Origin of the sequence: Microvirga thermotolerans (assembly GCF_009363855.1) — a bacterium.
GTDB classification, from domain to species: domain Bacteria; phylum Pseudomonadota; class Alphaproteobacteria; order Rhizobiales; family Beijerinckiaceae; genus Microvirga; species Microvirga thermotolerans.
In genome coordinates this window covers 714,333-737,115 of the sequence record NZ_CP045423.1, presented here as the reverse complement: position 1 = coordinate 737,115, position 22,783 = coordinate 714,333, and the positions used below count along the sequence as shown (strand labels likewise).

At 67.1% G+C, this 22,783-nt stretch carries 25 protein-coding genes and 1 tRNA gene; 12 read left to right on the top strand and 14 right to left on the bottom strand.

Going from position 1 to position 22,783, the window contains the following annotated elements; translation table 11 throughout:
- The first annotated feature begins 57 nt into the window (after positions 1-57).
- From GDR74_RS03425 to GDR74_RS03385, 9 genes are all read left to right on the top strand, one after another.
- The gene (locus GDR74_RS03425) at positions 58-249 is read left to right on the top strand and encodes a twin transmembrane helix small protein (RefSeq protein ID WP_152584995.1); all 192 of its coding nucleotides are present in this window, start codon (positions 58-60) and stop codon (positions 247-249) included.
- Positions 250-346: 97 nt separating this feature from the next.
- Positions 347-949 carry an acyloxyacyl hydrolase gene (locus GDR74_RS03420; protein WP_152587635.1) on the top strand — a complete coding sequence of 201 codons (603 nt, stop codon included), beginning with the start codon at positions 347-349 and terminating at the stop codon, positions 947-949.
- 26 nt (positions 950-975) lie between these two features.
- Entirely contained in the window at positions 976-1,551 is a 576-nt protein-coding gene (locus tag GDR74_RS03415; protein WP_152584994.1) for a cob(I)yrinic acid a,c-diamide adenosyltransferase, read from the top strand.
- 9 nt (positions 1,552-1,560) lie between these two features.
- Positions 1,561-2,268: a rhomboid family intramembrane serine protease gene (locus GDR74_RS03410; protein WP_152584993.1), complete on the top strand. Its 708-nt coding sequence runs from the start codon at positions 1,561-1,563 to the stop codon at positions 2,266-2,268.
- Positions 2,269-2,370: 102 nt separating this feature from the next.
- Positions 2,371-3,120 carry an electron transfer flavoprotein subunit beta/FixA family protein gene (locus GDR74_RS03405; RefSeq protein WP_152584992.1) on the top strand — a complete coding sequence of 250 codons (750 nt, stop codon included), beginning with the start codon at positions 2,371-2,373 and terminating at the stop codon, positions 3,118-3,120.
- 14 nt (positions 3,121-3,134) lie between these two features.
- Positions 3,135-4,079 (top strand): electron transfer flavoprotein subunit alpha/FixB family protein, encoded by a 945-nt coding sequence (locus GDR74_RS03400; RefSeq protein ID WP_152584991.1) that lies wholly within the window; start codon positions 3,135-3,137, stop codon positions 4,077-4,079.
- A gap of 79 nt (positions 4,080-4,158) precedes the next feature.
- A complete protein-coding gene (locus GDR74_RS03395) occupies positions 4,159-5,040 on the top strand; it encodes a 3-hydroxybutyryl-CoA dehydrogenase (RefSeq protein ID WP_152584990.1) in 882 nt (293 codons plus the stop codon).
- 102 nt (positions 5,041-5,142) lie between these two features.
- Positions 5,143-6,168 carry a c-type cytochrome gene (locus GDR74_RS03390; protein ID WP_152584989.1) on the top strand — a complete coding sequence of 342 codons (1,026 nt, stop codon included), beginning with the start codon at positions 5,143-5,145 and terminating at the stop codon, positions 6,166-6,168.
- Between the two features lie 158 nt (positions 6,169-6,326).
- On the top strand, positions 6,327-6,896 hold the full coding sequence (locus tag GDR74_RS03385) for an HNH endonuclease (protein WP_152584988.1): 570 nt from the start codon (positions 6,327-6,329) through the stop codon (positions 6,894-6,896).
- Positions 6,897-6,900: 4 nt separating this feature from the next.
- On the opposite strand, the gene GDR74_RS03380 is transcribed toward GDR74_RS03385, so the two are convergent.
- Positions 6,901-7,395 (bottom strand): disulfide bond formation protein B, encoded by a 495-nt coding sequence (locus GDR74_RS03380; protein WP_152584987.1) that lies wholly within the window; start codon positions 7,393-7,395, stop codon positions 6,901-6,903.
- A gap of 10 nt (positions 7,396-7,405) precedes the next feature.
- Positions 7,406-7,987, bottom strand: coding sequence for a YqaA family protein (locus tag GDR74_RS03375; protein WP_152584986.1), 582 nt, complete (start codon positions 7,985-7,987; stop codon positions 7,406-7,408).
- Positions 7,988-8,134: 147 nt separating this feature from the next.
- On the opposite strand from GDR74_RS03375, the gene GDR74_RS03370 reads away from it, so the two are divergent.
- Positions 8,135-8,219: transfer RNA gene (locus GDR74_RS03370), tRNA-Leu, on the top strand.
- Positions 8,220-8,608: 389 nt separating this feature from the next.
- On the opposite strand, the gene GDR74_RS03365 is transcribed toward GDR74_RS03370, so the two are convergent.
- Positions 8,609-9,355: a glutathione S-transferase family protein gene (locus tag GDR74_RS03365; protein ID WP_194164613.1), complete on the bottom strand. Its 747-nt coding sequence runs from the start codon at positions 9,353-9,355 to the stop codon at positions 8,609-8,611.
- A gap of 367 nt (positions 9,356-9,722) precedes the next feature.
- Between GDR74_RS03365 and GDR74_RS03360 the strand changes: the two genes are divergently transcribed.
- Positions 9,723-10,328 (top strand): TetR/AcrR family transcriptional regulator, encoded by a 606-nt coding sequence (locus GDR74_RS03360; RefSeq protein WP_152584984.1) that lies wholly within the window; start codon positions 9,723-9,725, stop codon positions 10,326-10,328.
- 75 nt (positions 10,329-10,403) lie between these two features.
- On the opposite strand, the gene GDR74_RS03355 is transcribed toward GDR74_RS03360, so the two are convergent.
- From GDR74_RS03355 to GDR74_RS03315, 9 genes are all read right to left on the bottom strand, one after another.
- Complete coding sequence (locus tag GDR74_RS03355) at positions 10,404-11,105, bottom strand: right-handed parallel beta-helix repeat-containing protein (protein ID WP_246179835.1); 702 nt, start codon at positions 11,103-11,105, stop codon at positions 10,404-10,406.
- 799 nt (positions 11,106-11,904) lie between these two features.
- Positions 11,905-13,227: an HdeD family acid-resistance protein gene (locus GDR74_RS03350; protein ID WP_152584983.1), complete on the bottom strand. Its 1,323-nt coding sequence runs from the start codon at positions 13,225-13,227 to the stop codon at positions 11,905-11,907.
- Positions 13,228-13,375: 148 nt separating this feature from the next.
- On the bottom strand, positions 13,376-13,918 hold the full coding sequence (locus tag GDR74_RS03345) for an RNA pyrophosphohydrolase (RefSeq protein ID WP_152584982.1): 543 nt from the start codon (positions 13,916-13,918) through the stop codon (positions 13,376-13,378).
- Between the two features lie 214 nt (positions 13,919-14,132).
- Positions 14,133-15,449, bottom strand: a complete 1,317-nt coding sequence (locus GDR74_RS03340; protein WP_152584981.1) for a S41 family peptidase — start codon at positions 15,447-15,449, stop codon at positions 14,133-14,135.
- Entirely contained in the window at positions 15,449-16,807 is a 1,359-nt protein-coding gene (locus tag GDR74_RS03335; protein WP_152584980.1) for a murein hydrolase activator EnvC family protein, read from the bottom strand. The genes GDR74_RS03340 and GDR74_RS03335 overlap by 1 nt, the downstream gene beginning before the upstream one ends.
- A gap of 3 nt (positions 16,808-16,810) precedes the next feature.
- Positions 16,811-17,305 (bottom strand): 23S rRNA (pseudouridine(1915)-N(3))-methyltransferase RlmH, encoded by a 495-nt coding sequence (gene rlmH, locus GDR74_RS03330; protein ID WP_152584979.1) that lies wholly within the window; start codon positions 17,303-17,305, stop codon positions 16,811-16,813.
- Positions 17,306-17,320: 15 nt separating this feature from the next.
- Positions 17,321-17,650, bottom strand: a complete 330-nt coding sequence (gene rsfS / locus GDR74_RS03325; protein ID WP_152584978.1) for a ribosome silencing factor — start codon at positions 17,648-17,650, stop codon at positions 17,321-17,323.
- Between the two features lie 151 nt (positions 17,651-17,801).
- Positions 17,802-18,458 carry a nicotinate-nucleotide adenylyltransferase gene (locus GDR74_RS03320; protein ID WP_152584977.1) on the bottom strand — a complete coding sequence of 219 codons (657 nt, stop codon included), beginning with the start codon at positions 18,456-18,458 and terminating at the stop codon, positions 17,802-17,804.
- Complete coding sequence (locus tag GDR74_RS03315; protein WP_246180238.1) at positions 18,455-19,696, bottom strand: glutamate-5-semialdehyde dehydrogenase; 1,242 nt, start codon at positions 19,694-19,696, stop codon at positions 18,455-18,457. The genes GDR74_RS03320 and GDR74_RS03315 overlap by 4 nt, the downstream gene beginning before the upstream one ends.
- Before the next feature lie 94 nt (positions 19,697-19,790).
- Here GDR74_RS03315 and GDR74_RS03310 point away from each other — a divergent pair, with 94 nt between their 5' ends.
- Positions 19,791-20,693: a DUF72 domain-containing protein gene (locus tag GDR74_RS03310; RefSeq protein WP_246179834.1), complete on the top strand. Its 903-nt coding sequence runs from the start codon at positions 19,791-19,793 to the stop codon at positions 20,691-20,693.
- Here the strand turns inward: GDR74_RS03310 and proB are convergent.
- Together proB and obgE are read right to left on the bottom strand one after the other, a co-directional pair.
- Positions 20,596-21,714, bottom strand: a complete 1,119-nt coding sequence (proB, locus tag GDR74_RS03305; protein WP_152584974.1) for a glutamate 5-kinase — start codon at positions 21,712-21,714, stop codon at positions 20,596-20,598. The two genes, GDR74_RS03310 and proB, sit on opposite strands and share 98 nt — an antisense overlap.
- Positions 21,711-22,745 carry a GTPase ObgE gene (gene obgE / locus GDR74_RS03300; RefSeq protein WP_152584973.1) on the bottom strand — a complete coding sequence of 345 codons (1,035 nt, stop codon included), beginning with the start codon at positions 22,743-22,745 and terminating at the stop codon, positions 21,711-21,713. Before obgE ends, proB begins: the two co-directional genes overlap by 4 nt.
- Between the last annotated feature and the right edge of the window lie 38 nt (positions 22,746-22,783).

Genomic DNA, 22,783 nt, shown 5'->3' with positions numbered 1-22,783 from the left:
GCTCTTGCCTTGCCGCGAGGTTCGGGCCAGGGTCCGCTGCCTCGCCCAGGAATCGCCATGACCGATTTGTCCGACATGATCGTCTTCGCGGCCGTTCTGGCCGTCGCCTTCGTGCTCCTGCTGGGGCTCGTGAACATGCTGCGCGGCGGCAGCGCCAACCGCTCCCAGCAGCTCATGCGAATGCGCGTCCTGCTCCAGTTCCTCGCCATCGTGATCATCATGGGGATCATCTGGTGGAGAGCGGCCTAGCTTGCCCCATATTGACACTTTCTCGCCACCGTTCTTTATAAGACACCGTTAGGCATAGCTGCTTCGCGGCTCTCTCGATTTCAGAATGGGTTTCTTGATGCGCTCCGGCATTGCGACGGGCCTTGGCCTTCTGGTCTTTACGACCCTGGGAGCATCCGGCGCCCACGCAGCCGACGCGAAACGCCCTTCCCCAACGGCATATCCGGCGGCCACCCAGCCGAGCCTTCTTTCCGAATTCCGGATCGGCTTCTCCGCCCAGGATCCCTGGGGACCTGAGGGACGCGACGGGTCCGCGAACCTGACCGGCGAGATCCTGTTCGCGAAGCCGTTCACGGCATCCGACCTCTTCACCAGCTACTTCATCCCCCGCCCCCATATCGGCGGCAGCCTCAACTTCGACGGCCGCACCAGCTTCGCCTATGCGGGCCTGACCTGGACCTTCAATCTCACGCCCACGTTCTTCGTGGAAGGCTCCCTCGGCGGCGCCATCCATAACGGAGAGAAGAATCCCTATGGGCTGTCCGGCCATCATCAGGCCCTCGGCTGCTCTCCGCTCTTCCGCGAGTCCGGCTCCGTCGGCGTGCGGCTTTCGGCCAACTGGAGCGTGATGGCCACCGTCGAGCACCTGTCCAACGCGGGAGCCTGCTCCGAGAACCGGGGCCTCACCAACATCGGCGCCCGCGTCGGCTACACCTTCTGATCCAACCTCCCAGCCAGGGGGTGAGCATGGTCGTCCTGAACCGCATCTACACCCGAACGGGCGATAACGGCACGACGGCGCTGGCCGCTGGCGGCCGGAGGCCGAAATACGATCTTCGCGTCGAAGCCTACGGAACGGTGGACGAGACCAACGCCTGCATCGGCATGGCGCGGCTCCACACCGCCGACCACGAGATCGACCCGATGCTGGCGCGCATCCAGAACGATCTGTTCGATCTGGGCTCCGATCTCGCCACCGTCGAGACCGGCAAGCCCCTGCCCTACGAGCCTCTGCGCATCACGCAAGGACAGGTCGACCGCCTCGAACGGGAGATCGACCGGCTCAACGAGCACCTGTCCCCGCTTCGCTCCTTCGTCCTCCCGGGAGGAACGGCCGCTGCGGCCGCCCTGCATCTGGCGCGGACCGTCTGCCGGCGCGCCGAGCGGCGCGTCGTGGAGCTCATGGACAAGCCCGACGAGGTCGTCTCCGCCGAGAGCGTGAAGTACCTCAACCGCCTCTCCGACTTCCTCTTCGTGGCCTCACGATACGTCAACGATAAGGGTCGGATCGACGTCCTCTGGGTTCCGGGCCAGAACCGCTGAGGGCGAGCGATGTTTCTCCCGCTCCACGACGGCGTTCCCCTCAAGAACATGAAGACGCCGACGGGGACGCGGATCCTGCTGCTCGCCTGCGGGGCGGCCTATCTCCTGACCTTCTACGGCCCTCTGGGCCCCGATGCGACGATTGCCGGCCTCGGCCTGATTCCCTCCGTCCTGTTCGGCACGGAGATCCTGCCGGAAGGCTATCCTTTCGTGCCCGTGCCGCTGACGCTCCTCACCAACGTCTTCCTTCACGTCTCTCTGTTCCACCTTCTCGGGAACATGCTCTTTCTCTGGGTGTTCGGCGACAACGTGGAGGATGCGATGGGGCATGGGCGCTTCCTCGTGTTCTTCCTCCTGTGCGGGGGCTTTGCGAGTCTCGTGCATGCCCTGATCGAGGCGGACTCGCACCGGCCCCTCGTGGGCGCCTCCGGCGGCGTCTCCGGGGTGGTTGCCGCCTATCTCATCCTCTATCCGCGCGTCCGGATCTGGGGGCTGTTCCTGAAGGGGATTCCCCTGCGCCTTCCCGCCTACTGGGCCATCGGGTTCTGGTTCGTCCTGCAGTTCGCCTCCGCCTTCTTCGGCGAGGACCGGGGCGTGGGCTGGTTCGCCCATCTGGGAGGCTTCGTGGCAGGGGCTCTGCTCATTCCCCTGATGCGTCATCGCTACGATCCGTTGCTGGCACGCATCGAGACGCAGGAAATGAAGGCGCCGCGTTGACAATCGGACGTCGCCCGCTACGGTCCCCTGCATCTTTCCTACCTGTCCGGAGAGCTGGCTCGGAACCGCATCCGGATCCGACCTTTCGATGAGGGCCCACGGATGAAGTTACTTGTGGCGGTTAAGCGGGTTGTTGACTACAACGTGAAGATCCGGGTGAAGGGGGACGGCTCTGGGGTGGAGCTGGCCAACGTCAAGATGTCGATGAACCCCTTCGACGAGATCGCGGTCGAGGAGGCGATCCGCCTCAAGGAGGCGGGCACGGCCGGCGAGGTGGTCGCGGTGTCGATCGGCCCGGCCCAGGCCGCCGAGACGCTCCGCACCGCCCTGGCCATGGGCGCCGACCGCGGCGTTCTGGTCAGGACCGACGCCCCGGTCGAGCCGCTCGCCGTCGCCAAGCTCCTCAAGGCGGTGGTCGCGCAGGAGAAGCCCGACCTCGTCCTGCTCGGCAAGCAGGCCATCGACGACGACGCCAACCAGACCGGCCAGATGCTCGCGGCGCTGCTCGGCTGGCCGCAGGGCACCTTCGCCTTCAAGGTCGCCGTGAACGACGGCAGCCTCGAGGTCACCCGCGAGGTCGACGGCGGCCTGCAGACGCTCGCGCTCACCCTGCCGGCGGTGGTCACCACGGACCTGCGCCTCAACGAGCCGCGCTATGCGAGCCTGCCCAACATCATGAAGGCCAAGAAGAAGCCCCTCGACGAGACCACGCCCGAGGCGCTCGGCGTCGACATCGCGCCGCGCCTGACGGTGCTCAGGACCGCCGAGCCGGGCGGGCGCAAGGCCGGGATCAAGGTCGCCTCGGCGGCCGAGCTCGTGCAGAAGCTCAAGACCGAAGCCGGCGTGCTCTGAGGAGGAGGAAGACCATGACCACGCTGCTGATTGCCGAGCACGACAACGCTCAGCTCAAGGACGCCACCCACAAGGCGCTCTCCGCCGCCCGCGCGCTCGGCGCGCCGGTGCATGTGCTGGTGGCCGGCGCCGGCGCCCGCGCCGCGGCCGAGGCCGCCGCGCGGCTCGAAGGGGTGGACAAGGTGCTGCTCGCCGACAGTCCGGCCTATGCGCACGGGCTGGCCGAGCCGCTGGCGGCGCTGATCGTGGCGCTGGCGGGGCCGTACGGGGCGCTGGTGGCGCCGGCGACGGCGAGCGGCAAGAACGTGATGCCGCGGGTGGCGGCGCTGCTCGACGTGATGCAGGTCTCGGACATCGTCAAGGTGGTGGCGCCCGACACCTTCGAGCGGCCGATCTATGCCGGCAACGCGCTCCAGACGGTGCGCTCGAACGACGCCAAGAAGGTGATCACGGTGCGCACCGCCGCCTTCCCGGCGGCGGGCGAGGGCGGCGCGGCGCCGATCGAGGCGGTCGGCCCGGCGGAGGATCCGGGGGTGTCGCGCTTCAAGGGCGAGGAGATCGCCCGGTCCGACCGGCCGGAGCTGACCTCGGCGCGGATCGTGATCTCGGGCGGGCGCTCGCTCGGCTCGGCGGAGAACTTCAAGACCTACATCGAGCCGATCGCCGACCGGCTCGGGGCGGCGATGGGGGCGAGCCGGGCGGCGGTGGACGCCGGCTATGCGCCCAACGACTGGCAGGTGGGGCAGACCGGCAAGGTGGTGGCGCCGGATCTCTACATTGCGGTGGGGATCTCGGGGGCGATCCAGCATCTGGCCGGGATGAAGGATTCCAAGGTGATCGTCGCGATCAACAAGGACGAGGAGGCGCCGATCTTCCAGGTCGCCGATTACGGCATCGTCGGCGACCTCTTCGCCGTCCTCCCTCAGCTCAACGAAGAATTGACCAAGGCCGGTCACTGAGTCCAGGTATGAGACGGAGCCGGGCGGATTCTCCGCCCGGCGACTTTGAGGCACCGCGCGTGCCCGGGGCAGCAGGCAGATGGGTATCGAGATCAAAACCGTTGGCGTGATCGGCGCCGGCCAGATGGGCAACGGCATCGCCCACGTATGTTCGCTCGCAGGCTTCTCGGTCCGGCTCCATGACGTCTCCGAGGAGCGGATCCACGCGGGCCTCGCCACCATCAACGGCAACATGGCGCGGCAGGTCGCAAAGGAGGCCATCACCGACGCCGAGCGCCAGGCCGCCCTCGCGCGGATCGCCCCTGCCCTGACCTATGAGGACCTGTCCGGCTGCGATCTCGTGATCGAGGCCGCGACGGAGAACGAGGAGGTCAAGCGCAAGATCTTCGCCAACCTGTGCCCGGTCCTGCGCCCGGACGCGATGATCGCGACCAACACCTCGTCGATCTCCATCACGCGGCTTGCCGCCGCGACGGACCGGCCGGAGCGCTTCATCGGCATTCACTTCATGAATCCGGTGCCCGTGATGCAGCTCGTCGAGCTGATCCGCGGCATCGCCACCGAGGACCCGACCTACGAGTCGGCCAAGGAGTTCATCGGCAAGCTCGGGAAGACCGTGACGGTGTCGGAGGACTTTCCCGCCTTCATCGTCAACCGCATTCTTCTGCCGATGATCAACGAGGCGATCTACACCCTCTACGAGGGCGTCGGATCCGTCGACGCCATCGACACGGCCATGCGGCTGGGCGCGAACCACCCCATGGGCCCGCTCCAGCTCGCCGACTTCATCGGCCTGGACACCTGCCTCTCCGTGATGCAGGTCCTCCACGAAGGCCTGGCCGACTCGAAATACCGCCCCTGCCCGCTGCTCGTAAAATATGTCGAGGCGGGCTGGCTCGGCCGCAAGACGAAGCGCGGCTTCTACGACTACCGGGGCGAGAAGCCGGTCCCCACGCGCTGAGGCCGCTTCCGTTCTCCCGAAGCCGCCCTGCCCTGGCGTACAGTCGCAACCGCTGGCATCATGCCGCGCAAACGGGGGGCACGGGGTTCGATGCAGGGCAGGATGAGACGGGCAACGAGGGGCGCGGCCTGCGCGGCCGCGCTGCTGCTTCAGGGTTTGACGGCGTTCGCTCAGCCCTCTTCTCCGCCCCCTGCCGCGCCCGATCCGTTCTGGAACGTCCCCGACCTGGGCTCCCTGCCCGACGACGAGCACGGACGCCTGGTGCGGCGCGGACGCGACCTGATCACCGCGACCTATGCCCATCTCGGCCCGAACGTGCCCGATCCCGCGAAGCGCTATGCGGGCAACAACCTCGCCTGCAGCAACTGTCATCTGGATGCCGGAGCCAAGAAGTTCGGCAACCCGCTCTGGGGGCTGAAGGACCGCTTTCCTCAGTACGACGCGGAGGCCGGCCGGTCGATCTCTCTCGAGCAGCGGGTCAATGCCTGCATGACCCGGAGCATGAACGGCCGCCCCCTGCCCGCGGACGCCCCTGAAATGCGGGCCATGCTGGCGTATATCGACTTTCTGTCGGAGGGGGTGAAGCCGGGCGAGATCCTCACCGGCTACGGCTCGGGGCCGCTGGCCGAGCTCGACCGGCCGGCGGATCCGGCGCGCGGAGCGGCGGTCTACCGCCGGACATGCGCCGTCTGCCACGGCACCGACGGCGCGGGCCTGCGCCGCAGCCTGCCGGCCACGGATCTGGGCTACATGGTGCCGCCCCTCTGGGGCCCGGACAGCTTCAACGACGGGGCCGGGATGAACCGCCTCACGACGATTGCAGGCTTCGTCCACGCGAACATGCCGAACGGCACCAGCTATCTGTTCCCACGCCTTTCGCCGGAGGAGGCCTGGGATGTCGCCGCCTTCGTGGTGTCGCAGCCGCGTCCCCGCAAGGCGGACCTCGACAGGGATTTTCCCGATCTCCTCGAAAAGCCCGCCGACACGCCCTACGGCCCCTACGCCGACGGCTTCCCCCGGGAGCAGCACGTCTACGGCCCCTTCGGGCCGATCCGCGCGGCGATCGCCCGCCTGAAGGCCGAGCGGAGCGGCGCCGCCCCGGAAGGCGCGCCTAAGGCCGGCCAGTAGAAGAAGAGGCGATCTCAGAGCCCTGCGCCGTCCGGCAGCGGCGGCACCGGTTTCCTGTGGGTGCGTCACAGACGCTCCCCCGGCATGCTTCACAACAGCGTCACACTCTCTATAGTCATAATGAAACGGGATGCGGCTCTTCTTCACGAGGAGATGATGTGACGATACACGTCCAGCCTGTTGTGCGCCCGGAGGCCTGCCCGGCCCTCGTCCTCAATGCCGATTACCGGCCGTTGAGCTACTATCCCCTGTCCATCTGGTGCTGGCAGGATGCGATCAAGGCGGTGTTCCTCGACAGGGTCAACATCGTCTCGGAATACGACAAGGTCGTCCGAAGTCCGAGCTTCGAAATCCGCCTCCCCTCGGTCATCTCTCTCAAGACCTACGTCAAACCCTCTCGGAACCCGGCCTTTACCCGCTTCAACGTCTTCCTGCGCGACCGCTTCACCTGCCAATATTGCGGCGCCCACGAAGACCTGACGTTCGATCACGTCATTCCCCGCTCGAAAGGGGGCCAGACGACCTGGGAGAATGTGGTCGCCGCCTGCGCCCCCTGCAATCTGAGAAAAGGCGACCGCATGCCCCACGAGGTCGAGATGTGGCCTCGCCAGCACCCCTTCGCGCCGACCCTGCACGATCTGCATTCCAACGGCCGCCTGTTCCCGCCGAACTACCTCCACGACAGCTGGCTCGATTATCTCTACTGGGACAGCGAACTCGAGCCTTAGCCCGCTACGCCCCGGCCCTTGCCCGCAAGGCAGCCGCCCCGGCGAAGAGCGCCAACGCCACCGAGATCAGGGCGTTCCACCCCGCCAGGGACAGCCCCAGGAACCGCCATGCAGCCTCGCTGCAGCTCACGACCCGGATGTTGGAGAGCTGGCCGAGGAGGTCTCCCACGTTCCCGCCGCCGACCGAAGGTCCGCCGCCGCAGTCGCTCGGCCCGAGCCAGAAGCCCCATTCGACCCCGGCATGGTAGGCCCCCATCCCGGCGCTGACCAGAAAGACGAGGGCGAGGCCCCAAAGGCCGATGCGTCCCCAGCGCGGAGGGGCAATGGCAGCCGCCAGGGCCAGGGGGATGCCGAGATAATAGGGGTTGCGCTGCTCCAGGCAGAGTTTGCAGGGCTGATAGCCCCACACGTGCTGGAATACGAGCGCGCCGCCCACGGTGGCCGCTGCCGCCAGGGCGACGACGAGAGCCGCCTGCCTGATGGTGAGACGGGAGCGCATGGGGACCTCTCTAGAAAAGGTAGCGGAAGGCGACGAAGCCGCCGACGAAGGCCGCAACGGCCAGCGCAGCCACCAGGTTGAAGTGGCGGTCGATCACCGACTTGATCGTCGGGCCGAAGCGGCTCATGAGCAGGGCGATGGCGAAGAAGCGGGCGCCGCGGGTCAGGACCGAGAGCAGAACGAACCAGCCCAGGCTGTAGCCGGCGAAGCCCGAGGTGATGGTCACGAGCTTGTACGGGATCGGCGTCAGGCCCTTGAGCAGGATCACCCAGTGACCGTACTGCGCATAACCGTGCCGGAAGGCCTCCGCGCCCTCCGCGAGCCCGTACAGCCGAAAGAGCCAGGCGCCCAGGGAATCGTAGAGCAGAAGCCCGATGAAATACCCGAGAACGCCCCCGAGCACGGAGGCGACCGTGCAGATCGCGGCATAGGACCAGGCCCGGTCCGGCCGGGCCAGCATCATCGGGACCAGCATGACGTCCGGCGGCACGGGAAAGAAGGAGCTTTCGGCGAAGGACACCGCCGCCAGGGCGTAGGGAGCCGACGGCTTGCCCGCAAGCGAAAGGGTCCAGTCATAGAGGCGTCTGAGCATGGCGATCCGGCATCGGGAACTGTCGGCCCTTTCGGGCCCCGTCCCTTTGAGCACAAGCCGGGCCCGGTGGCGAGGGGGCTCCGGCGTCGCGGTTGCCCGGCACATTGACCGCCCTTCCTGGCCCGTGTTACCTCGGCACTCAGCCTTGCCCCTGTGGCGGAATTGGTAGACGCGCTCGACTCAAAATCGAGTTCCGCAAGGAGTGCTGGTTCGATCCCGGCCAGGGGCACCAAGATCCTCTTGGTTTTGCCATTGCTTCCAGCCTCTTAGAGGACATTGCACGGCGTTCATGGTGATACATGAGGCGGTACGTCGTGGCTTTTCGTTTGCTCGATTCCGGCTTCCTGACCGTAAAGATCCACCCTTCGCCCCTGAAGGATGGAATATTCCTCCATTGCAGACCCATTCCAGAATGCCTCTGGGATCATCAGGGCACCCCTGCAATGCTAGAAGCGCCCCAGATTCTTCGTTAAACTCAGGCACCCAAACCGGCGGGCCTTCTTGACTCAACCCGCTCGACCGGGGCGCCTCAGCTCCAACCAGGGCATAAGGTGGGGAGAAGGAGAGCGCCCAAGGCACCGCCTGCGATGGGCTGTCAGCCGCAGCGCCGATTAACGATCGTCAAGCTGCCGCTGCACGGAACGCAGAGACCCCTCTACCGCCAAAACATTGCTGCTTCATACGATCGACGTAGGCCTTGATGGTCGGCACAGATCGTACATGCTGAGCGACCGGCGTATCCATTGGCCAGTAGACCATCGGAGCAAGCAGTCCGAAAACGGCAGCGTCAAATGAGGTCGCCCGATCCGCCACAAGATAGGGCCGATCTCCCAAAAAGATGGCGAGCGCGTCCACATCGGCGCAGCCCTTCATTCTGATGATCTCAGGAGAATGCCGCGCAAGGCCGCGTGCGTGGAGTTGCTTGCGCATGCGCGAGCGCAGCATGGTGAACACCAATGTCCCGATCACCGGAGGCATCTTGGCCTCCAGGCTCGTCTTCATGTAGGCAGCCCCAGCCGGGTGGACCAGAAGCTCCCATTCCAGCACCTGATGGAAGTGCTCCTCGAACGTTCTGCGCCAGGCATGGCCCAACGCTCTCTGCTCGGGCGTCAAGCCCCGATCGAGGTCCACATCAAACCGCTTGCCGAGCAGGTCGATGATGATCTCGGTATCCCCGAGCCTCTCGCCGTCCATGTCGATCCACGGGTTCTTGCCTTTGGGGCCCTTCCGCGTGTCGTCCTGGAAGACCTGCTCGTAGGGGATCCCAGCCAGGTTGAGCCAGGCCAGGAGCTTGAGATCGAATGGTCCTCCGGCCGGCAGTCCCCAGTCGGGACTGAATGTAAAGATGCGAAGGGCAGGCGTTGACATAGCTCTTACTCCTCTGCCTCGGCAGCGCACCACGCCCTGCCGAATTCCGGTGCATGCCGTCGAGCGCAGCGGCCAAATCCCCTCTGGCTCCGACGTGCGTTCAGGTGGAATGGAAGCGGCTTGTCCGCGAGAACAAGGTGAAGCCGCCCGACATCCCGATGTCCGGTACCTACGTCGAGAGCCGGTGAGTGAGGACGGCGATCTCGCCGATCCTGGTTTCCATGGCGTCCTCCACGCGAGCATCGGTGTGGCCGCCTTCAGTCCCGTCGAGCGTTGGACATGGATCGGATTTGGCCATACATAGATGTGTAGTTAAATTCAGGGCGCCTGTCAATATGGATGCACATAGCTGTGCAATGAAATTAATATGAGCCGAACCTACACCCTCAAGCGCCGCGCCGAGAAACAGGCGGAAACCCGGCAGCGCATCGTCGAGGCGGCCGTGGAGCTGCACAGCAGCGTCGGGCCGGCGCGTACCAGCCTCAGCATGGTGGCCGAGCGCGCCGGCGTTCAGCGGCACACGCTCTATGCACATTTTCCCGACGAGCGGAGCCTCTACATGGCTTGCTCAGGGCTGTCCCTGGAGCGCGATCCCCTGCCCGAGGCCGCCGCATGGCAAAGCATCGCGGACCGGCGCAGCCGGCTCCGGGCGGGCCTTGGTGCGGTTTACGGCTGGTACGAACGCAACGCCGAAATGGCCGCCTGCGTGCTCCGCGACGCCGAGAATCATGCCCTGACAAAAGAGATCAGCGAGCTGCGCTTCGGGCCCTATATGGCCGCCTACCATGAGGTGCTCGGCGCCGGATTGAGCGTGACGCAGCACGGCGTGCTGCGGTTGGCACTCAGTTTCTTTACATGGCGGGCTCTGGTGCGCGAGAGCGGCCTCGAACAAGCTGACGCCGTCGAAGCCATGGTCCATGCTATCGAGTGCGCCGATGGGCCTGAACACATGGCAGCCGGCCGCGGCGCATAGTCCGCGGATGGGCAACGGCGCGGCAAGGAAGGCGGCGGGAGGTGGGCTTGCCCGGAAAGCCGGCCGCAGGCCCCCTCAACGGAGGCTTTTCTCGACGGCCGGTGCGCGGCGTGCCGGCGCCTGGGCATTCCCGCTGACGGTGGCATCGTTGTTGCGGACCAGGTAATAGCCGTAATAGCCCTTCTCGAGGTAGTTGTTGGTCACCGACACGCCCGAGATGGAGCCGCCGTTGAACTGGCCGTCGACATAGACCGTGTAGCCGCCGCCGACCAGGTAGTTGTTGTCGACCTTCACGTTGGAGACCGGCCCGAAGTAGTTGTCGATCATCACCGCCGAGGTCTGGGTGTGGTCGTTGAGCACCGTGTTGTGCTCGATGGTCACGTTCGAAATGCCGCCGTCGACCTCGATGCCGTCGTAATGCGGCGCCCCCGACGCCTTGAGGTCGTGGATGTAGTTGTCGCGGATCGTGGTGTCGCCGCCGTTGAGGGTGATCCCGTTCTCGACATTGTAGATGTTGTTGCGCAGGAAGGTGCCGGTGCCGAGGATGCCGTGCGAGCCCTCGTTGTTGGTGCCGGTGCCGTTGATCTCGTTGTCCTGCACGATCGTGCCGGTGACGCCCGGCTTGATGTACACGCCCCAGTAGCCGGTAAACGTGATCTTGCAGTTCTTCAGCGTCACGTTCGGCGCCTCGATGATCACCGGACCGGTGATGTTCAGGCCCTCAATCACCGCTCCGGCCTTCGTGACCGTCAGACCGCCCGACGGCGTCAGCGTCACACCAGACGGAACCCCCGTGTTCGTCGAATTCGGAAAGGGCCGGCTGCTGCGCAGCGTGTCCCCGGACGCACCGGCAACGGTGCCTGCATTTTCCTCCGCAGAAGATCGATCCGGCTGCGCAGCAAACCGCAAGCCGGACACTCCCGCCATGGCAGCGGAGGAGGGAACCGAGCCGCCACACGGGACGGTCGAAGCGAGCATGAGGACGATGGTGACAATGGCCGGTTCGGACCGACACACGGATTGCAGGAGCCATGCCGCCGTCCACCTCAGCATGCCGCTCCCCTCCGCCCATTCGATCCACGATCACGGTCGTCTTGCCGACGGCAGGCCGTCGCCTGCGGCGAAGCGAATGGCCGCCGGCCTGCCGGGCAAGAGACTCCCTTCAAAAGCCCTCTCAGGCCATGTTTCCGGAGGATGCGGCGGTAGCAATTCGGTATTACGTCGAAGAACGGGCGATCCGAGGGGTCGTCTCGACCAAGCGCAGCGAGCCTTCGTGCGAGAGCTGCCGAGGCGCGGGTTCATCCATTCCATCGCCCGGACGCGACACGCGTGCGGCTTTGTCTCGACCGTTCCGGGCAGCGGCGGCGCGAACCATGGCGGAAGCAGGGGCATCGCGTCCGGCCCGACATCGACGAAAGACGCCCTGCGGGCCTGGGTCCGGCTGGCCTCGCGGGGATCGACCCGCGGCGCCTTGCGCACGGCCGCCGTCACAGCATCCCTGCTTCGATTCCCGGGCTGCACGGAACCCGGCTCCGCCCCGGACCCGGAGGCGAATGCGAGGTTCATCCGCAGCACTTCAGGCGGCCAGGGCCGCCTTCTCCTCCGCGCGGACGCGACGGTGCTCGCGGAGCATGTTCTGCACGCGCATCGGCCAGTGCACTCCTGCCGGGTGCACCACCCGCCGAAGGGCGCGCGCGTAATCGAGCACGAGCCCGGGCGTCCACGTCATGGCCTCCGCACGCTCCCGCAGCACCGCGGCGAGCCAGAGGTCGGGATTGACCAGGAGCTGCAGGAACCGCCGCCAGACCTTGTCCGTGCCGAGGACCCCTTCCAAGGCGGCTTCCAGGGCGACGGCCACGGCCACGGAGCAGTTGCGGTTCGTCAGGTTGTAGGTGTTGTCCATCCGGTAAGCGGCCCAGACCGCGCGCAGCTTGGCGGCGTTGAAACGCCGGAACTTCACCACGGCATCCGCCTCGCACCAGTTCGCGGCCTCGTGCTCGTAGGAGGGCTGGAAACGCCCCGGCACATCGTTGGCGGCGTCGGCGCGGACCACGCGCGAGAATTCCCCGAGGTTCCGATCGATCTCCACAGCCGGATAATGGCTGATGTAGACGTCCGGCCCGCATTCGAGGGCGGCATGGCCGGTCGAGACCACGCCGTTACGGTCGACTGCCGCGATATAGCGGTCGAACATGGGCCGGGGGCGGACCTCGCCGGCGGCACCGACCGGCGTCCAGACGCGGACGAAAAGGAATTCCGGCGCCTCCTGCCCGGCGAAGGCCGAGGGATCGTGCGGAGGCGGCAGCCACCGCGACCGAGCCAGCAGGGGCCAGGAGCCCGGCCGTGGCGGCAGGCCGCGCAGCCCAAGCGCCAGCCGGAAGAAAGTGAATCCTGAAAGAAAGAGAGCGACGCCGATGCAGAAGGGCACCGTCTTCGTGTAGGAAATGGGCCAGCTGGTGAAGGCGAGCACCGCCAGGCCGATTTCGACCAGCGCCACCGCCGCGACCGTTCTCCACCGCGGATAGCGAACGAAGGAGGCCGCGATCAGCCGGATGGCCCCGTCGAGGAGAAAGGCGATGCCGAAGAGCAGGCTGTTGGCGATGTCGTTGCGCCAGGGCAGATCGACGATCAGGAGCCCGAGCGTCAGCATCACCAGCGCACGCGCAAGAAAGAAACGCCCTCTCCTGCGCCCGAGCCCTGCCGTGACGACAAGGGCCGTCAGGCCTTCCGCAACCAGGAGGTAGCCGAAGGTCTCGGTGACGACGACCGTGACGCCGTCGGCGGCATCCAGCATGATCGCCAGGCCCAGTGCGAGCCAGGCTCCCGCGAGGACAGCCAGCAGCCGCCATTGACGCCGCATGGTTTCGAAACCCATGAGGATGATGGCAAGCCGGATCATGCGGGCCTCTTGCGCCGAGCTTGGGAATATTTTTCGATATCATCCTGCCCGCGGCTCCGGCAAGACGGCTCTCCAAGGCGGCCCTCCAAGGCGGCCCTCCAAGGCGGCCCTCATGGAGCGCTGCGTCCCGACATCCGCGTCGAAAGCCTCAGCCCCGCGTCTCGCCTTTCTGGAGATGGCCGAACACGCTGACCACGTTTTCGTAGACGGGCCGCTTGAAGGGGATGATCAGCTCGGGCAGGCGCCTCATGTCTTCCCAGCGCCATTCGTCGAATTCGGGCCGGTGACGCCCTCCGCCGGGGCGATGGATGTCGATCTCGCTCTCCTCGCCCTCGAAGCGGAAGGCGAACCACTTCTGCGTCTGACCGCGATAACGCCCGCGCCAGGCCCGCCCGGCCACGAGGGAGGGGAGGTCATAGGAATACCATTCGGGCGCCTCCGCCAGGAGCTTCACGGAGCGCACGCTCGTCTCCTCGTAGAGCTCCCGCAGCGCCGCTTGATAGGGCTCCTCGCCGGGATCGATCCCGCCCTGCGGCATCTGCCATGCGTAACCTTCGGCGACCTGATCTCCTCCCCCGTCGGATCGCCTCCGTCCGATGAACACGCGGCCGTCGCGGTTGAGAAGCATGACGCCGACGCAGGCGCGATAGGGAAGATCGGTTCTGGCCTGCAATCCCTTGGCGCTTCTCATCCGACCCGATCCTCCGTTCGTGCTTGTCCGGCTCGAGGCAGCCGGCGGATCATTATGATCGCACGATCGATGCCTTCGGTTCCGACGCAGGCGCCAAGAGTGCCGCGACGCTCCGTGTTGCACAAGCCTTTCCACACCGCCTTCTTCCCGCAACATGAAAAGGCCCGGCGGTTCTGCCGCCGGGCCCGTTGAACGGCGAGAGATGCTTCCGCGATCAGTTCGGGACGTTGGTCGCGTTCGCGGCGCCCTTGCGCACGCCGTGCAGGAAGTCGTAGGCGGCGAGGAGCTGCTTGTCCTTCGCCGGATCCGGCGGGATATAGGCCGAGGAACCGCCGCGCTCTTCCTTGTCGCTGCCGTTCTGCAGGTGCCCGCGCAGACCGGCCTCGCCCTTGGTCTCGTCCTTGCCCTTCAGCTCGTCCGGAACGTCCTGCAGCACCTCCTTGTCCGGATCGATGCCTTTGGCCTGGATCGAGCGTCCCGACGGCGTGTAGTAGCGGGCGGTGGTCAGGCGCACGGCCCCGTTGCCGCCGAGCGGGATGATCGTCTGGACCGAGCCCTTGCCGAAGGAGCGGGTGCCGATCACGGTCGCGCGCTTGTGGTCCTGCAGCGCGCCGGCGACGATCTCCGAGGCGGAGGCGGAGCCGCCGTTCACGAGCACCACCAGCGGCTTGCCCTTGGTGAGGTCCCCCGGCTTCGCGGTGAAGCGCTGGGTATCCTCGGGATTGCGGCTGCGGGTCGAGACGATCTCGCCCCGGTCCAGGAAAGCGTCGGACACCATGATCGCCTGATCCAGGAGACCGCCCGGGTTGTTGCGAAGGTCGATGACGAAGCCGGCCAGCTTGTCGGCCCCGATCTCGCTCGTCAGCTTCTCGATGCCCGTGCGCAGGCCCTCATAGGTCTGCTCGTTGAACTGGGTGATGCGCAGAACGCCGATGTCGCCTTCGGCCCGCGCGCGCACCGGGCGGACCTTGATGGTCTCGCGGGTGAGCTTCACCTCGATCGGCTCCTTCGATTCCTTGCGCAGGATCTTGAGCGTCACGGAGGAGTTGATCGGGCCGCGCATCTTGTCCACGGCCTGGTTCAGGTTGAGCCCCTGAACCGGCTCCCCGTTGATCTGGGTGATGATGTCGTTGGCCAGAATGCCGGCGCGGGAGGCGGGAGTGTCGTCGATGGGCGCCACGACCTTCACGAGGCCGTCCTCCATCGTCACCTCGATGCCGAGCCCGCCGAACTCGCCGCGGGTCTGCACCTGCATGTCGCGGAAGCTCTTGGCATCCATGTAGCTGGAATGGGGATCGAGGGAGGTCAGCATGCCGTTGATGGCGGCCTCGACCAGCTTCGACTCGTCGGGCTTCTCGACGTAATCCGTCCGGATCTTCTCGAAAACGTCACCGAAGAGACTCAGCTGCCGGTAGGTATCCGCGGAGGCAGCGATCGCGCTCGTCGAGGACAGCAGGCTGGTCTGCGACACCACCGACATGCTGCCGGCGCCGATGACCGCACCAAGAATTAACAGGGACACTTTGCGCATTATCCGCGAACCTTCTCGCCTTGCGATTTCGCCCACCAGGGAGCGGGATCGATCGAACTGCCGTCTTTCCGGAACTCTACATAGAGAATCGGATTGTTCTTTTCCATGGCACCGCCGGCCAGAGAGAGAAGAGAGGTCTCTCCCATCGTGGCAACCGGTTCGCCAGCGAGCACGAACTGCCCGACATCGACGTTGATTTGGTCCATCCCGGCCAGAAGCAAATAATACCCCCCGCCGGCATTGATGATCAAGAGTCGCCCATAAGACCGGAAGGGGCCGGCAAAGGCAACCCAGCCGTCGGCCGGAGAGACGATCGACGCTCGCGGGCGCGTGGTGATCGAAATGCCGCGCGTCGTTCCGCCGTAGCCGTCGGAGACCCCGAACTCCTGGACGATCTCCCCGCCGACGGGACGGGGAAGCAGGCCTTTGGCTTCGGAGAACGGGATCTTCGGAGCGAGCCGGGCGGGATCCTGGAAGGCTGCCTGGGCAAATCTCGCCTTGGCCTCCTTCTCCTGCGCCTCGGCCGCCTTCCTGGCCTCCTCGGCGGCCTTCTGCGCGCCGGCGATCTCCTTCTCCATCCGGTCGATCAATTCCTTGAGAGTCCCGGCCTGGCGGGCAAGGGCGGCGGCCTTTTCCCTTTCGGCGCCGACACTCCGCTCCACCTCGGCGATGCGCTTCTGACGGGCCTCGACGAGGGCCGTCAGGCGTTCCTGCTCGCCATTGAGCGCCTTCAGTTCCGCGGCCAGGGTCGAGCGATCCGTCACGATGGCGTTCTTGAGGCGCACGAGTTCCGCAAGGTCCGATGCGAGAGCCTCGGCTTCGGTCCTCAGCTCCGGCAGCACCGCGCCGAGCAGAATCGACGCCCGGACCGCCTCCAGCATGTCTTCCGGCCGGACCAGGACGGCGGGAGGGGGCCGGCGTCCCATGCGCTGGAGCGCGGCGAAGACCTCCACGATTACGCCTCGCCGTCCTTCGAGAGAGCGCCGGATGGCCGTTTCGCTCGCGGACAGCGTCTGCAGCCGCTGCTCGACGTCGCGGATGCGGTCTTCGGTCGCACGGATGCGGCCTGCCGTGTCGATCAGGGCCGTATTGAGCTTGGTCCGGTCGGCGGCAATCTCCGCGATCTCGGCTTCCAGCTTCCGGCGGGCCTCCGCGCTGGCGGCCATGGCCTCTTCCAGGACCTTGAGGTCCTTTTCCCGCTGGGCCTTCTGCTCCGCGGTCTCCGGAGGGACGGCAGGGGGAGCGGCGGGCGCAGGCGCAGGGACCTGCTGGGCCTGCACCGCCCCCAGGGCAACGATGGCGATGGATGCGGCAAGGCCCAGGGTCTTGCCGGGGAAGGAAAACCGGATGAGCGCCATTCCTCAGGAATCGTCGTGACCGGCCCGATGATAAGGGTGGCCGGCGATGATTGTCAGCGCCCTGTAGAGTTGCTCGGCCACGAGCGCCCTCACGATCTGGTGGGGCATGGTGAGCGCTCCGAAGGAGATCACCGCCCGGGCCTTCTTGAGGATGACGGGATCGAGCCCGTCCGGACCGCCGATGACGCAGGCGATACCGGGGCAGCCCTCGTCCCGCCATTGCCGCAGCCGCTCGGCGAAGGCTTCGCTCGATGGGCTCCTGCCGCGCTCGTCGAAGGCGACCAGAAAGGCCGCGCCGGCCTTCTCCAACAGAGCGGCCGCCTCTTCGGCCCGACGGTCGTCCTCCCGGCGCGCCCGGCTTTCCGGAAGCTCGACCATTTCGAGCCCCGTCAGGCCGAGACTGCGGCCCATGGCCTCGATCCGCTGCCTGTAGCGCTCGACCAGCTCCCGCTCGGGGCCGCTCTTGAGACGGCCCACGGCCAGTATGCTCAGTCGCAACGCCTGAAGTTCCCGTCAGCTCGCACGGTCCTGCGGACGATCGGCGCCCCACATTTTCTCGAGGTTGTAGAAGCCACGCACCTCGGGACGGAAAATATGGACCAGAACGTCGCCGGCATCGATCAGCACCCAGTCGCAGGCGGGGAGGCCTTCGACGCGGGCGTTCCCGAAGCCCTTGTCCTTCAGATCCTTGATCAGCCGGTCGGCGATCGCGCCCACATGGCGGTGGGAGCGGCCCGACGTGATGATCATGGTGTCTGCGAGGGAGGTCTTGCCCGCGAGGTCGATTTCGACCGTGTTCTCGGCCTTCATATCCTCGAGGCTGGCCAGGGCGACGGCCCGGATGTCCTCATCCTGCGGAGCCTCCGCTCCGGAGAGAGGGGGAAGCGGATTCCGATCCGCTTCAATCGAAGATAGTCGGTTCAGGTTCAGACCCTTTCAACCAGCGCCACATCTTGCGCCGTGACCTTAAGATAATGTCGAACGGCACCTGGTTTCAACGCCCCCCCGAAGGAGAAGTTCGCCGCAGCCGCCGCAGAGCCGTGGAGGAGAGGAAAGAGCGCGGACCGTGCAGGAAGACCCAGGCCGGGGGCGCAAGATCCGCGAGAGCCGAGGCGGCGCTCTCGGGGATCCGGCCCGCGGCAAGGGCCATCGCAGCCCTCGAGCTCATGGCCTTCAGAGTCCAGCCGGGCCGGTCGACGACCGCGAAGGGCATCGTGGCGGCGATCCGGCGCCAGCCGCGCCAGCGGTGGAAACCGGCCAGGTTGTCCGCCCCCATGATCCAGACGAAGCGGACGCCCGGATGCCGCCGCGCAAGATAGGCCAGGGTGTCGATGGTGTAGCGGGCGCCGATGGCCTCCTCGAAGACCGTCACGTCGATCCGGGGGTGGGCGGCAACCCGCCGCGCCTCCCGGGCGCGCTCGCGGGTCGATGCGAGCTCGCCGATGTCCTTCAGCGGATTGCCGGGGGTGACGATCCACCAGACCCGGTCGAGCCGCAGGCGCTTGAGGGCGAGCATGCTCACCAGGCGATGCCCGGCATGGGCGGGGTTGAAGGAGCCCCCATAGAGGCCGATCCGCATCCCCGGCAGCGCCACGGGCAGCCGGGCGAGGCCCGAGGGCCTCAGGCGGAACTTCGAGGGCGGCGACGTCACGGACGCGTCTGGCCCGTGCCGCGGATGCGGTACTTGAAGGAGGTGAGCTGCTCGACGCCGACGGGGCCGCGGGCATGCATGCGCCCGGTCGCGATGCCGATTTCGGCGCCGAAGCCGAACTCCCCGCCGTCGGCGAATTGGGTCGAGGCATTGTGGAGCACGATGGCGGAATCGACCTCCGCCAGGAACCGTTCTGCCGCAGCGGCATCCTCGGTCACGATGGAATCGGTATGGTGCGAGCCGAACGTCTCGATGTGCTCGATGGCTTCGTCGAGGCCGTCGACCACCCGCACGGAAATGACCGCGTCGAGGTACTCCGTCCGCCAGTCCTCCTCCGTCGCCGGCGTCACGCGCCCGTCGGCCGCCTGGGTCGCGGCATCGCCGCGGACGGCGCAGCCGGCGTCGAGAAGCATGGTCACGAGGGGCTTCAGGTGGATTCCGGCGCAGGCGCGGTCCACGAGGAGCGTCTCGGCCGATCCGCAGATGCCCGTGCGGCGCATCTTGGCGTTCAGGACGATGCGCTGCGCCATGGCAAGGTCGGCCCTGCCGTGGACGAAGACGTGGCAGATGCCCTCCAGATGAGCGAAGACCGGCACGCGCGCCTCGGCCTGGACCCGGGCGACGAGGCTCTTGCCGCCGCGGGGAACGATGACGTCGATGTTTCCGTCGAGGCCTGCGAGCATGGCACCGACCGCGGACCGGTCCCGGGTCGGAACGAGGCGGACGGCATCGGCGGGCAGGCCGGCCTCGGCCAGGCCCTCGCCCATGGCATCCGCGATGGCGCGGGAGGTCCGGAAGCTCTCCGACCCCGTGCGCAGGATCGCTGCATTGCCGGCCTTCAGGCAGAGCGCTCCCGCATCGGCCGTCACGTTGGGCCTACTCTCGAAGACCACTCCCACGACGCCGAGGGGGGTCGCCACCCGCTCGATCAGGAGGCCGTTCGGCCTTTCGAAGGAAGCCAGCACCCTCCCCACCGGGTCCGGCAGAGCCGCGATGCTCTCGACGGCGGCGGCAATGTCCTCGAGCCTTTGCGGATCGAGGGTCAGGCGGTCCAGGAAGGCCGCCGTCTGGCCCCTTCCCCGAGCCTCGGCGAGATCCTGTTCGTTGGCCGCCAGTATGATCCCGGCCCGCGCCCGGATCCGGGCTGCCATGGCCCTCAGGGCGGCCTCCTTCTCGGCGGCGGTGGCCGTTGCGAGGCGCCGCGCCGCCCGGCGCGCCCGGCGCCCGAGATCGGCCATCAGGGCCGGAATCTCCAGGCCTTCGACCGAATCGGCACCGGCAGCGTTGAGTCGAATGGCGGAGGCGGTTCCGCTCACAGCCGAAGTATCATCCATGTCCAAGCCTCGCGGACGAACCGCTTCGCAAACCGGCTCCATCGCGCCTTCAACGATCCGTCGCCCCGGCGCAGCCGATCTGCGCATCGGCACGTCGGGCTGGCACTACAGGGCCTGGAACGGCCCGTTCTACCCGCGCGACATGAAGCCGAGGGCGTTTCTGTCCTTCTACGTTGAACATTTCAACACGGCGGAAATCAACAACTCCTTTTACAGGCTGCCGTCGGAACAGGCCGTGAGGGCGTGGCGGGAGGGAGTCCCGGACGGTTTTCTCTTCGCCTGGAAGGCATCGCGCTTCATCACCCACCTCAAGCGCCTCAAGGACGTGGAGGACAGCGTCGGCCTCGTCTTCGGCCGGATGAGCGGTCTCGGCCCGGCCTTCGGACCTGCGCTCTTCCAGCTGCCGCCGACCTTCGAGGCCGATCCGGAGAATCTGGAGCGTCTCGCCCGCTGCCTCGGGCATCTCCCGCAGGGTCAGCGCTGCGCCTTCGAGTTCCGGCACCCGAGCTGGTACGAGGAACGGCCGCTCCGCCTCCTGCGGAACCGCAACGCGGCCCTCTGCATCACCGACCACAGGGCTGCGCCGTCCCCATGGATCGCCACCGCCGACTTCGTCTATGTGCGAGGTCATGGGCCGACCGGATTCTACGCAGGACACTATGAGCGCCCGACCCTGCAGGACTGGTCGGCAAGGCTCCGCCTCTGGCATGCGGAGGGCCGCGACGTCTTCGTCTATTTCGACAACGACGTGAAAGGCGCCGCGCCGGAGGACGCGAAGCTCCTGCTGGCGCTGACGGAGGGCGCTATTCCCCCATCAACGCCATGTCGTCCCGGTGGATCATCTCGGTCCGGCCCGGATAGCCGAGGATGGCCTCGATCTCCCGGCTCGGACGGCCGATGATACGGGAAGCGTCTTCCGCGTCGTAGGCGACGAGGCCGCGGCCGAGGACACGGCGGTCGTCCCGAATCGTCACCGCATCGCCGCGGCTGAAGATCCCCTCGATGCGGCGGACACCCACCGGCAGAAGGCTTGCGCCGCCCTGGAGAGCGCGGGCCGCGCCCTCGTCCACGTACAGGGTGCCGCGGGGCTCGAGCGCGCCGGCAATCCAGGTCTTCCGGGCCGTGACGGGATTGGACGGCGTCAGGAACCAGGTGCAGCGGCCGCCCTCTGCGATCCGCCTCAGAGGATTCTTCACCCGCCCGTCGGCAATGATCATGTGCGTGCCGCCGGCCGCCGCGATCTTGCCCGCCTCGATCTTGGTCCGCATGCCGCCCCGGGACAGTTCCGAGGCCGCCCCGCCGGCCATCGCCTCGATCGCCGGGGTGATGCGCTCGACGACCGGGATGTGCCTCGCGTCGGGATCCGACGCGGGAGGCGCGGTGTAGAGGCCGTCGATGTCGGAGAACAGCACCAGCAGGTCGGCGCCGATCATGGTGGCGACCCGGGCCGCCAGGCGATCGTTGTCGCCGTAGCGGATCTCGCTGGTCGCCACCGTGTCGTTCTCGTTCACCACGGGGACGGCCCGCATTTCCAGGAGCTTCAGGGTCGTGGCGCGGGCGTTGAGGTAGCGGCGGCGCTCCTCGGTATCCGAGAGCGTGACGAGGATCTGCCCGGCCGTGATCCCGTGATGGGCCAGCACCTCGGCCCAGGTGCGGGCGAGAGCGATCTGCCCCACGGCCGCGGCGGCCTGGCTCTCCTCGAGCTTCAGCGGCCCCGGCGGCAGGCCCAGCACGGTCCTTCCCATGGCGATGGCCCCGGAGGACACGACGAGCACGTCCGCGCCGCGCGCATGGAGATCCGCGATGTCCTCGGCGAGCGCCGCGAGCCAGGCATGGTTGAGACGTCCCCGGGCCCGGTCGACCAGGAGCGCCGAGCCGACCTTCAGGACGACCCGGCGGAACTGCCTCAGATCGGGGCTCACGGGTGCCACTCCTCGCGGGCCTCGACGGCCTTCTCCTCGACGCGCGCCTCGTCGATGATCCGCAGGAGCGCCTGGAGCACCTCCTGCACTCCCCGCCCCGAGGCGGCGGAGAGGGCATGGGGCGTCCGTTTGGCCGCGCGCTTGAGGCGCGCCAGCTGCTCCTTCAGCGTCTCCTCGTCGAGGGCGTCGATCTTCGACAGGGCGACAATCTCGGGCTTGTCCGCCAGGCCGTGGCCGTAGGCCTCGATCTCGTGCCGGACGGTCTTGTAGGCCTTTCCGGCGTGCTCGCTGGTCCCGTCGACCAGATGCAGGAGCACGCGGCAGCGCTCCACATGGCTCAGGAACCGGTCGCCCAGCCCGACGCCCTCGGAGGCCCCTTCGATGAGGCCGGGGATGTCGGCGAGGACGAATTCCCGGCCATGGGCGCGCACGACCCCCAGCCCCGGGTGAAGGGTGGTGAAGGGATAGTCGGCGATCTTGGGCTTCGCGGCGGTGACGGTGGCGAGGAAGGTCGATTTCCCGGCATTCGGAAGGCCGACGAGCCCTGCGTCGGCGATCAGCTTGAGACGCAGGACGATCCAGCGCTCCTCGCCTTCCTGGCCCGGATTGGCCCGGCGCGGAGCGCGGTTGGTGGAGGTGGTGAAATGGGCGTTGCCGAAGCCGCCGTTGCCGCCCCGGGCCAGAAGCACCCGCTGCCCGACCTCGGTCATGTCGGCGATCAGCGTCTCCCCATCCTCGTCCAGGATCTGCGTTCCGGCCGGAACCTTGAGGACGACGTCGGCTCCCTTGGCGCCGGCGCGGTTCTTGCCCATGCCGTGCTCGCCCTTCCTGGCCTTGAAATGCTGCTGATAGCGGTAGTCGATGAGGGTGTTCAGCCCCTCGACGCACTCGGCCCAGACGTCTCCGCCGCGCCCGCCGTCGCCGCCGTCCGGCCCGCCGAACTCGATGAACTTCTCACGGCGGAACGAGACGCAGCCGGCGCCGCCGTCGCCCGAACGGATGTAGATCTTGGCTTGATCGAGAAATTTCATAACCCGCTTCCTTTACGGGACAAGGGGCGCGGGAGCAA

What these genes read in the sequence shown, in the direction of transcription:
- GDR74_RS03395 (WP_152584990.1), top strand. Translation starts at nt 4,159, where the DNA reads ATGGGTATCGAGATCAAAACCGTTGGCGTGATCGGCGCCGGCCAGATG.
- GDR74_RS03380 (WP_152584987.1), bottom strand. Translation starts at nt 7,395, where the DNA reads ATGCGCTCCCGTCTCACCATCAGGCAGGCGGCTCTCGTCGTCGCCCTG.
- GDR74_RS03390 (WP_152584989.1), top strand. Translation starts at nt 5,143, where the DNA reads ATGAGACGGGCAACGAGGGGCGCGGCCTGCGCGGCCGCGCTGCTGCTT.
- GDR74_RS03360 (WP_152584984.1), top strand. Translation starts at nt 9,723, where the DNA reads ATGAGCCGAACCTACACCCTCAAGCGCCGCGCCGAGAAACAGGCGGAA.
- GDR74_RS03365 (WP_194164613.1), bottom strand. Translation starts at nt 9,355, where the DNA reads ATGTCAACGCCTGCCCTTCGCATCTTTACATTCAGTCCCGACTGGGGA.
- GDR74_RS03345 (WP_152584982.1), bottom strand. Translation starts at nt 13,918, where the DNA reads ATGAGAAGCGCCAAGGGATTGCAGGCCAGAACCGATCTTCCCTATCGC.
- GDR74_RS03335 (WP_152584980.1), bottom strand. Translation starts at nt 16,807, where the DNA reads ATGGCGCTCATCCGGTTTTCCTTCCCCGGCAAGACCCTGGGCCTTGCC.
- GDR74_RS03420 (WP_152587635.1), top strand. Translation starts at nt 347, where the DNA reads ATGCGCTCCGGCATTGCGACGGGCCTTGGCCTTCTGGTCTTTACGACC.
- GDR74_RS03350 (WP_152584983.1), bottom strand. Translation starts at nt 13,227, where the DNA reads ATGATCCGGCTTGCCATCATCCTCATGGGTTTCGAAACCATGCGGCGT.
- GDR74_RS03410 (WP_152584993.1), top strand. Translation starts at nt 1,561, where the DNA reads ATGTTTCTCCCGCTCCACGACGGCGTTCCCCTCAAGAACATGAAGACG.
- GDR74_RS03405 (WP_152584992.1), top strand. Translation starts at nt 2,371, where the DNA reads ATGAAGTTACTTGTGGCGGTTAAGCGGGTTGTTGACTACAACGTGAAG.
- GDR74_RS03375 (WP_152584986.1), bottom strand. Translation starts at nt 7,987, where the DNA reads ATGCTCAGACGCCTCTATGACTGGACCCTTTCGCTTGCGGGCAAGCCG.
- GDR74_RS03315 (WP_246180238.1), bottom strand. Translation starts at nt 19,696, where the DNA reads ATGGCCGATCTCGGGCGCCGGGCGCGCCGGGCGGCGCGGCGCCTCGCA.
- GDR74_RS03340 (WP_152584981.1), bottom strand. Translation starts at nt 15,449, where the DNA reads ATGCGCAAAGTGTCCCTGTTAATTCTTGGTGCGGTCATCGGCGCCGGC.
- GDR74_RS03400 (WP_152584991.1), top strand. Translation starts at nt 3,135, where the DNA reads ATGACCACGCTGCTGATTGCCGAGCACGACAACGCTCAGCTCAAGGAC.
- GDR74_RS03415 (WP_152584994.1), top strand. Translation starts at nt 976, where the DNA reads ATGGTCGTCCTGAACCGCATCTACACCCGAACGGGCGATAACGGCACG.
- GDR74_RS03425 (WP_152584995.1), top strand. Translation starts at nt 58, where the DNA reads ATGACCGATTTGTCCGACATGATCGTCTTCGCGGCCGTTCTGGCCGTC.
- GDR74_RS03310 (WP_246179834.1), top strand. Translation starts at nt 19,791, where the DNA reads ATGTCCAAGCCTCGCGGACGAACCGCTTCGCAAACCGGCTCCATCGCG.
- obgE (WP_152584973.1), bottom strand. Translation starts at nt 22,745, where the DNA reads ATGAAATTTCTCGATCAAGCCAAGATCTACATCCGTTCGGGCGACGGC.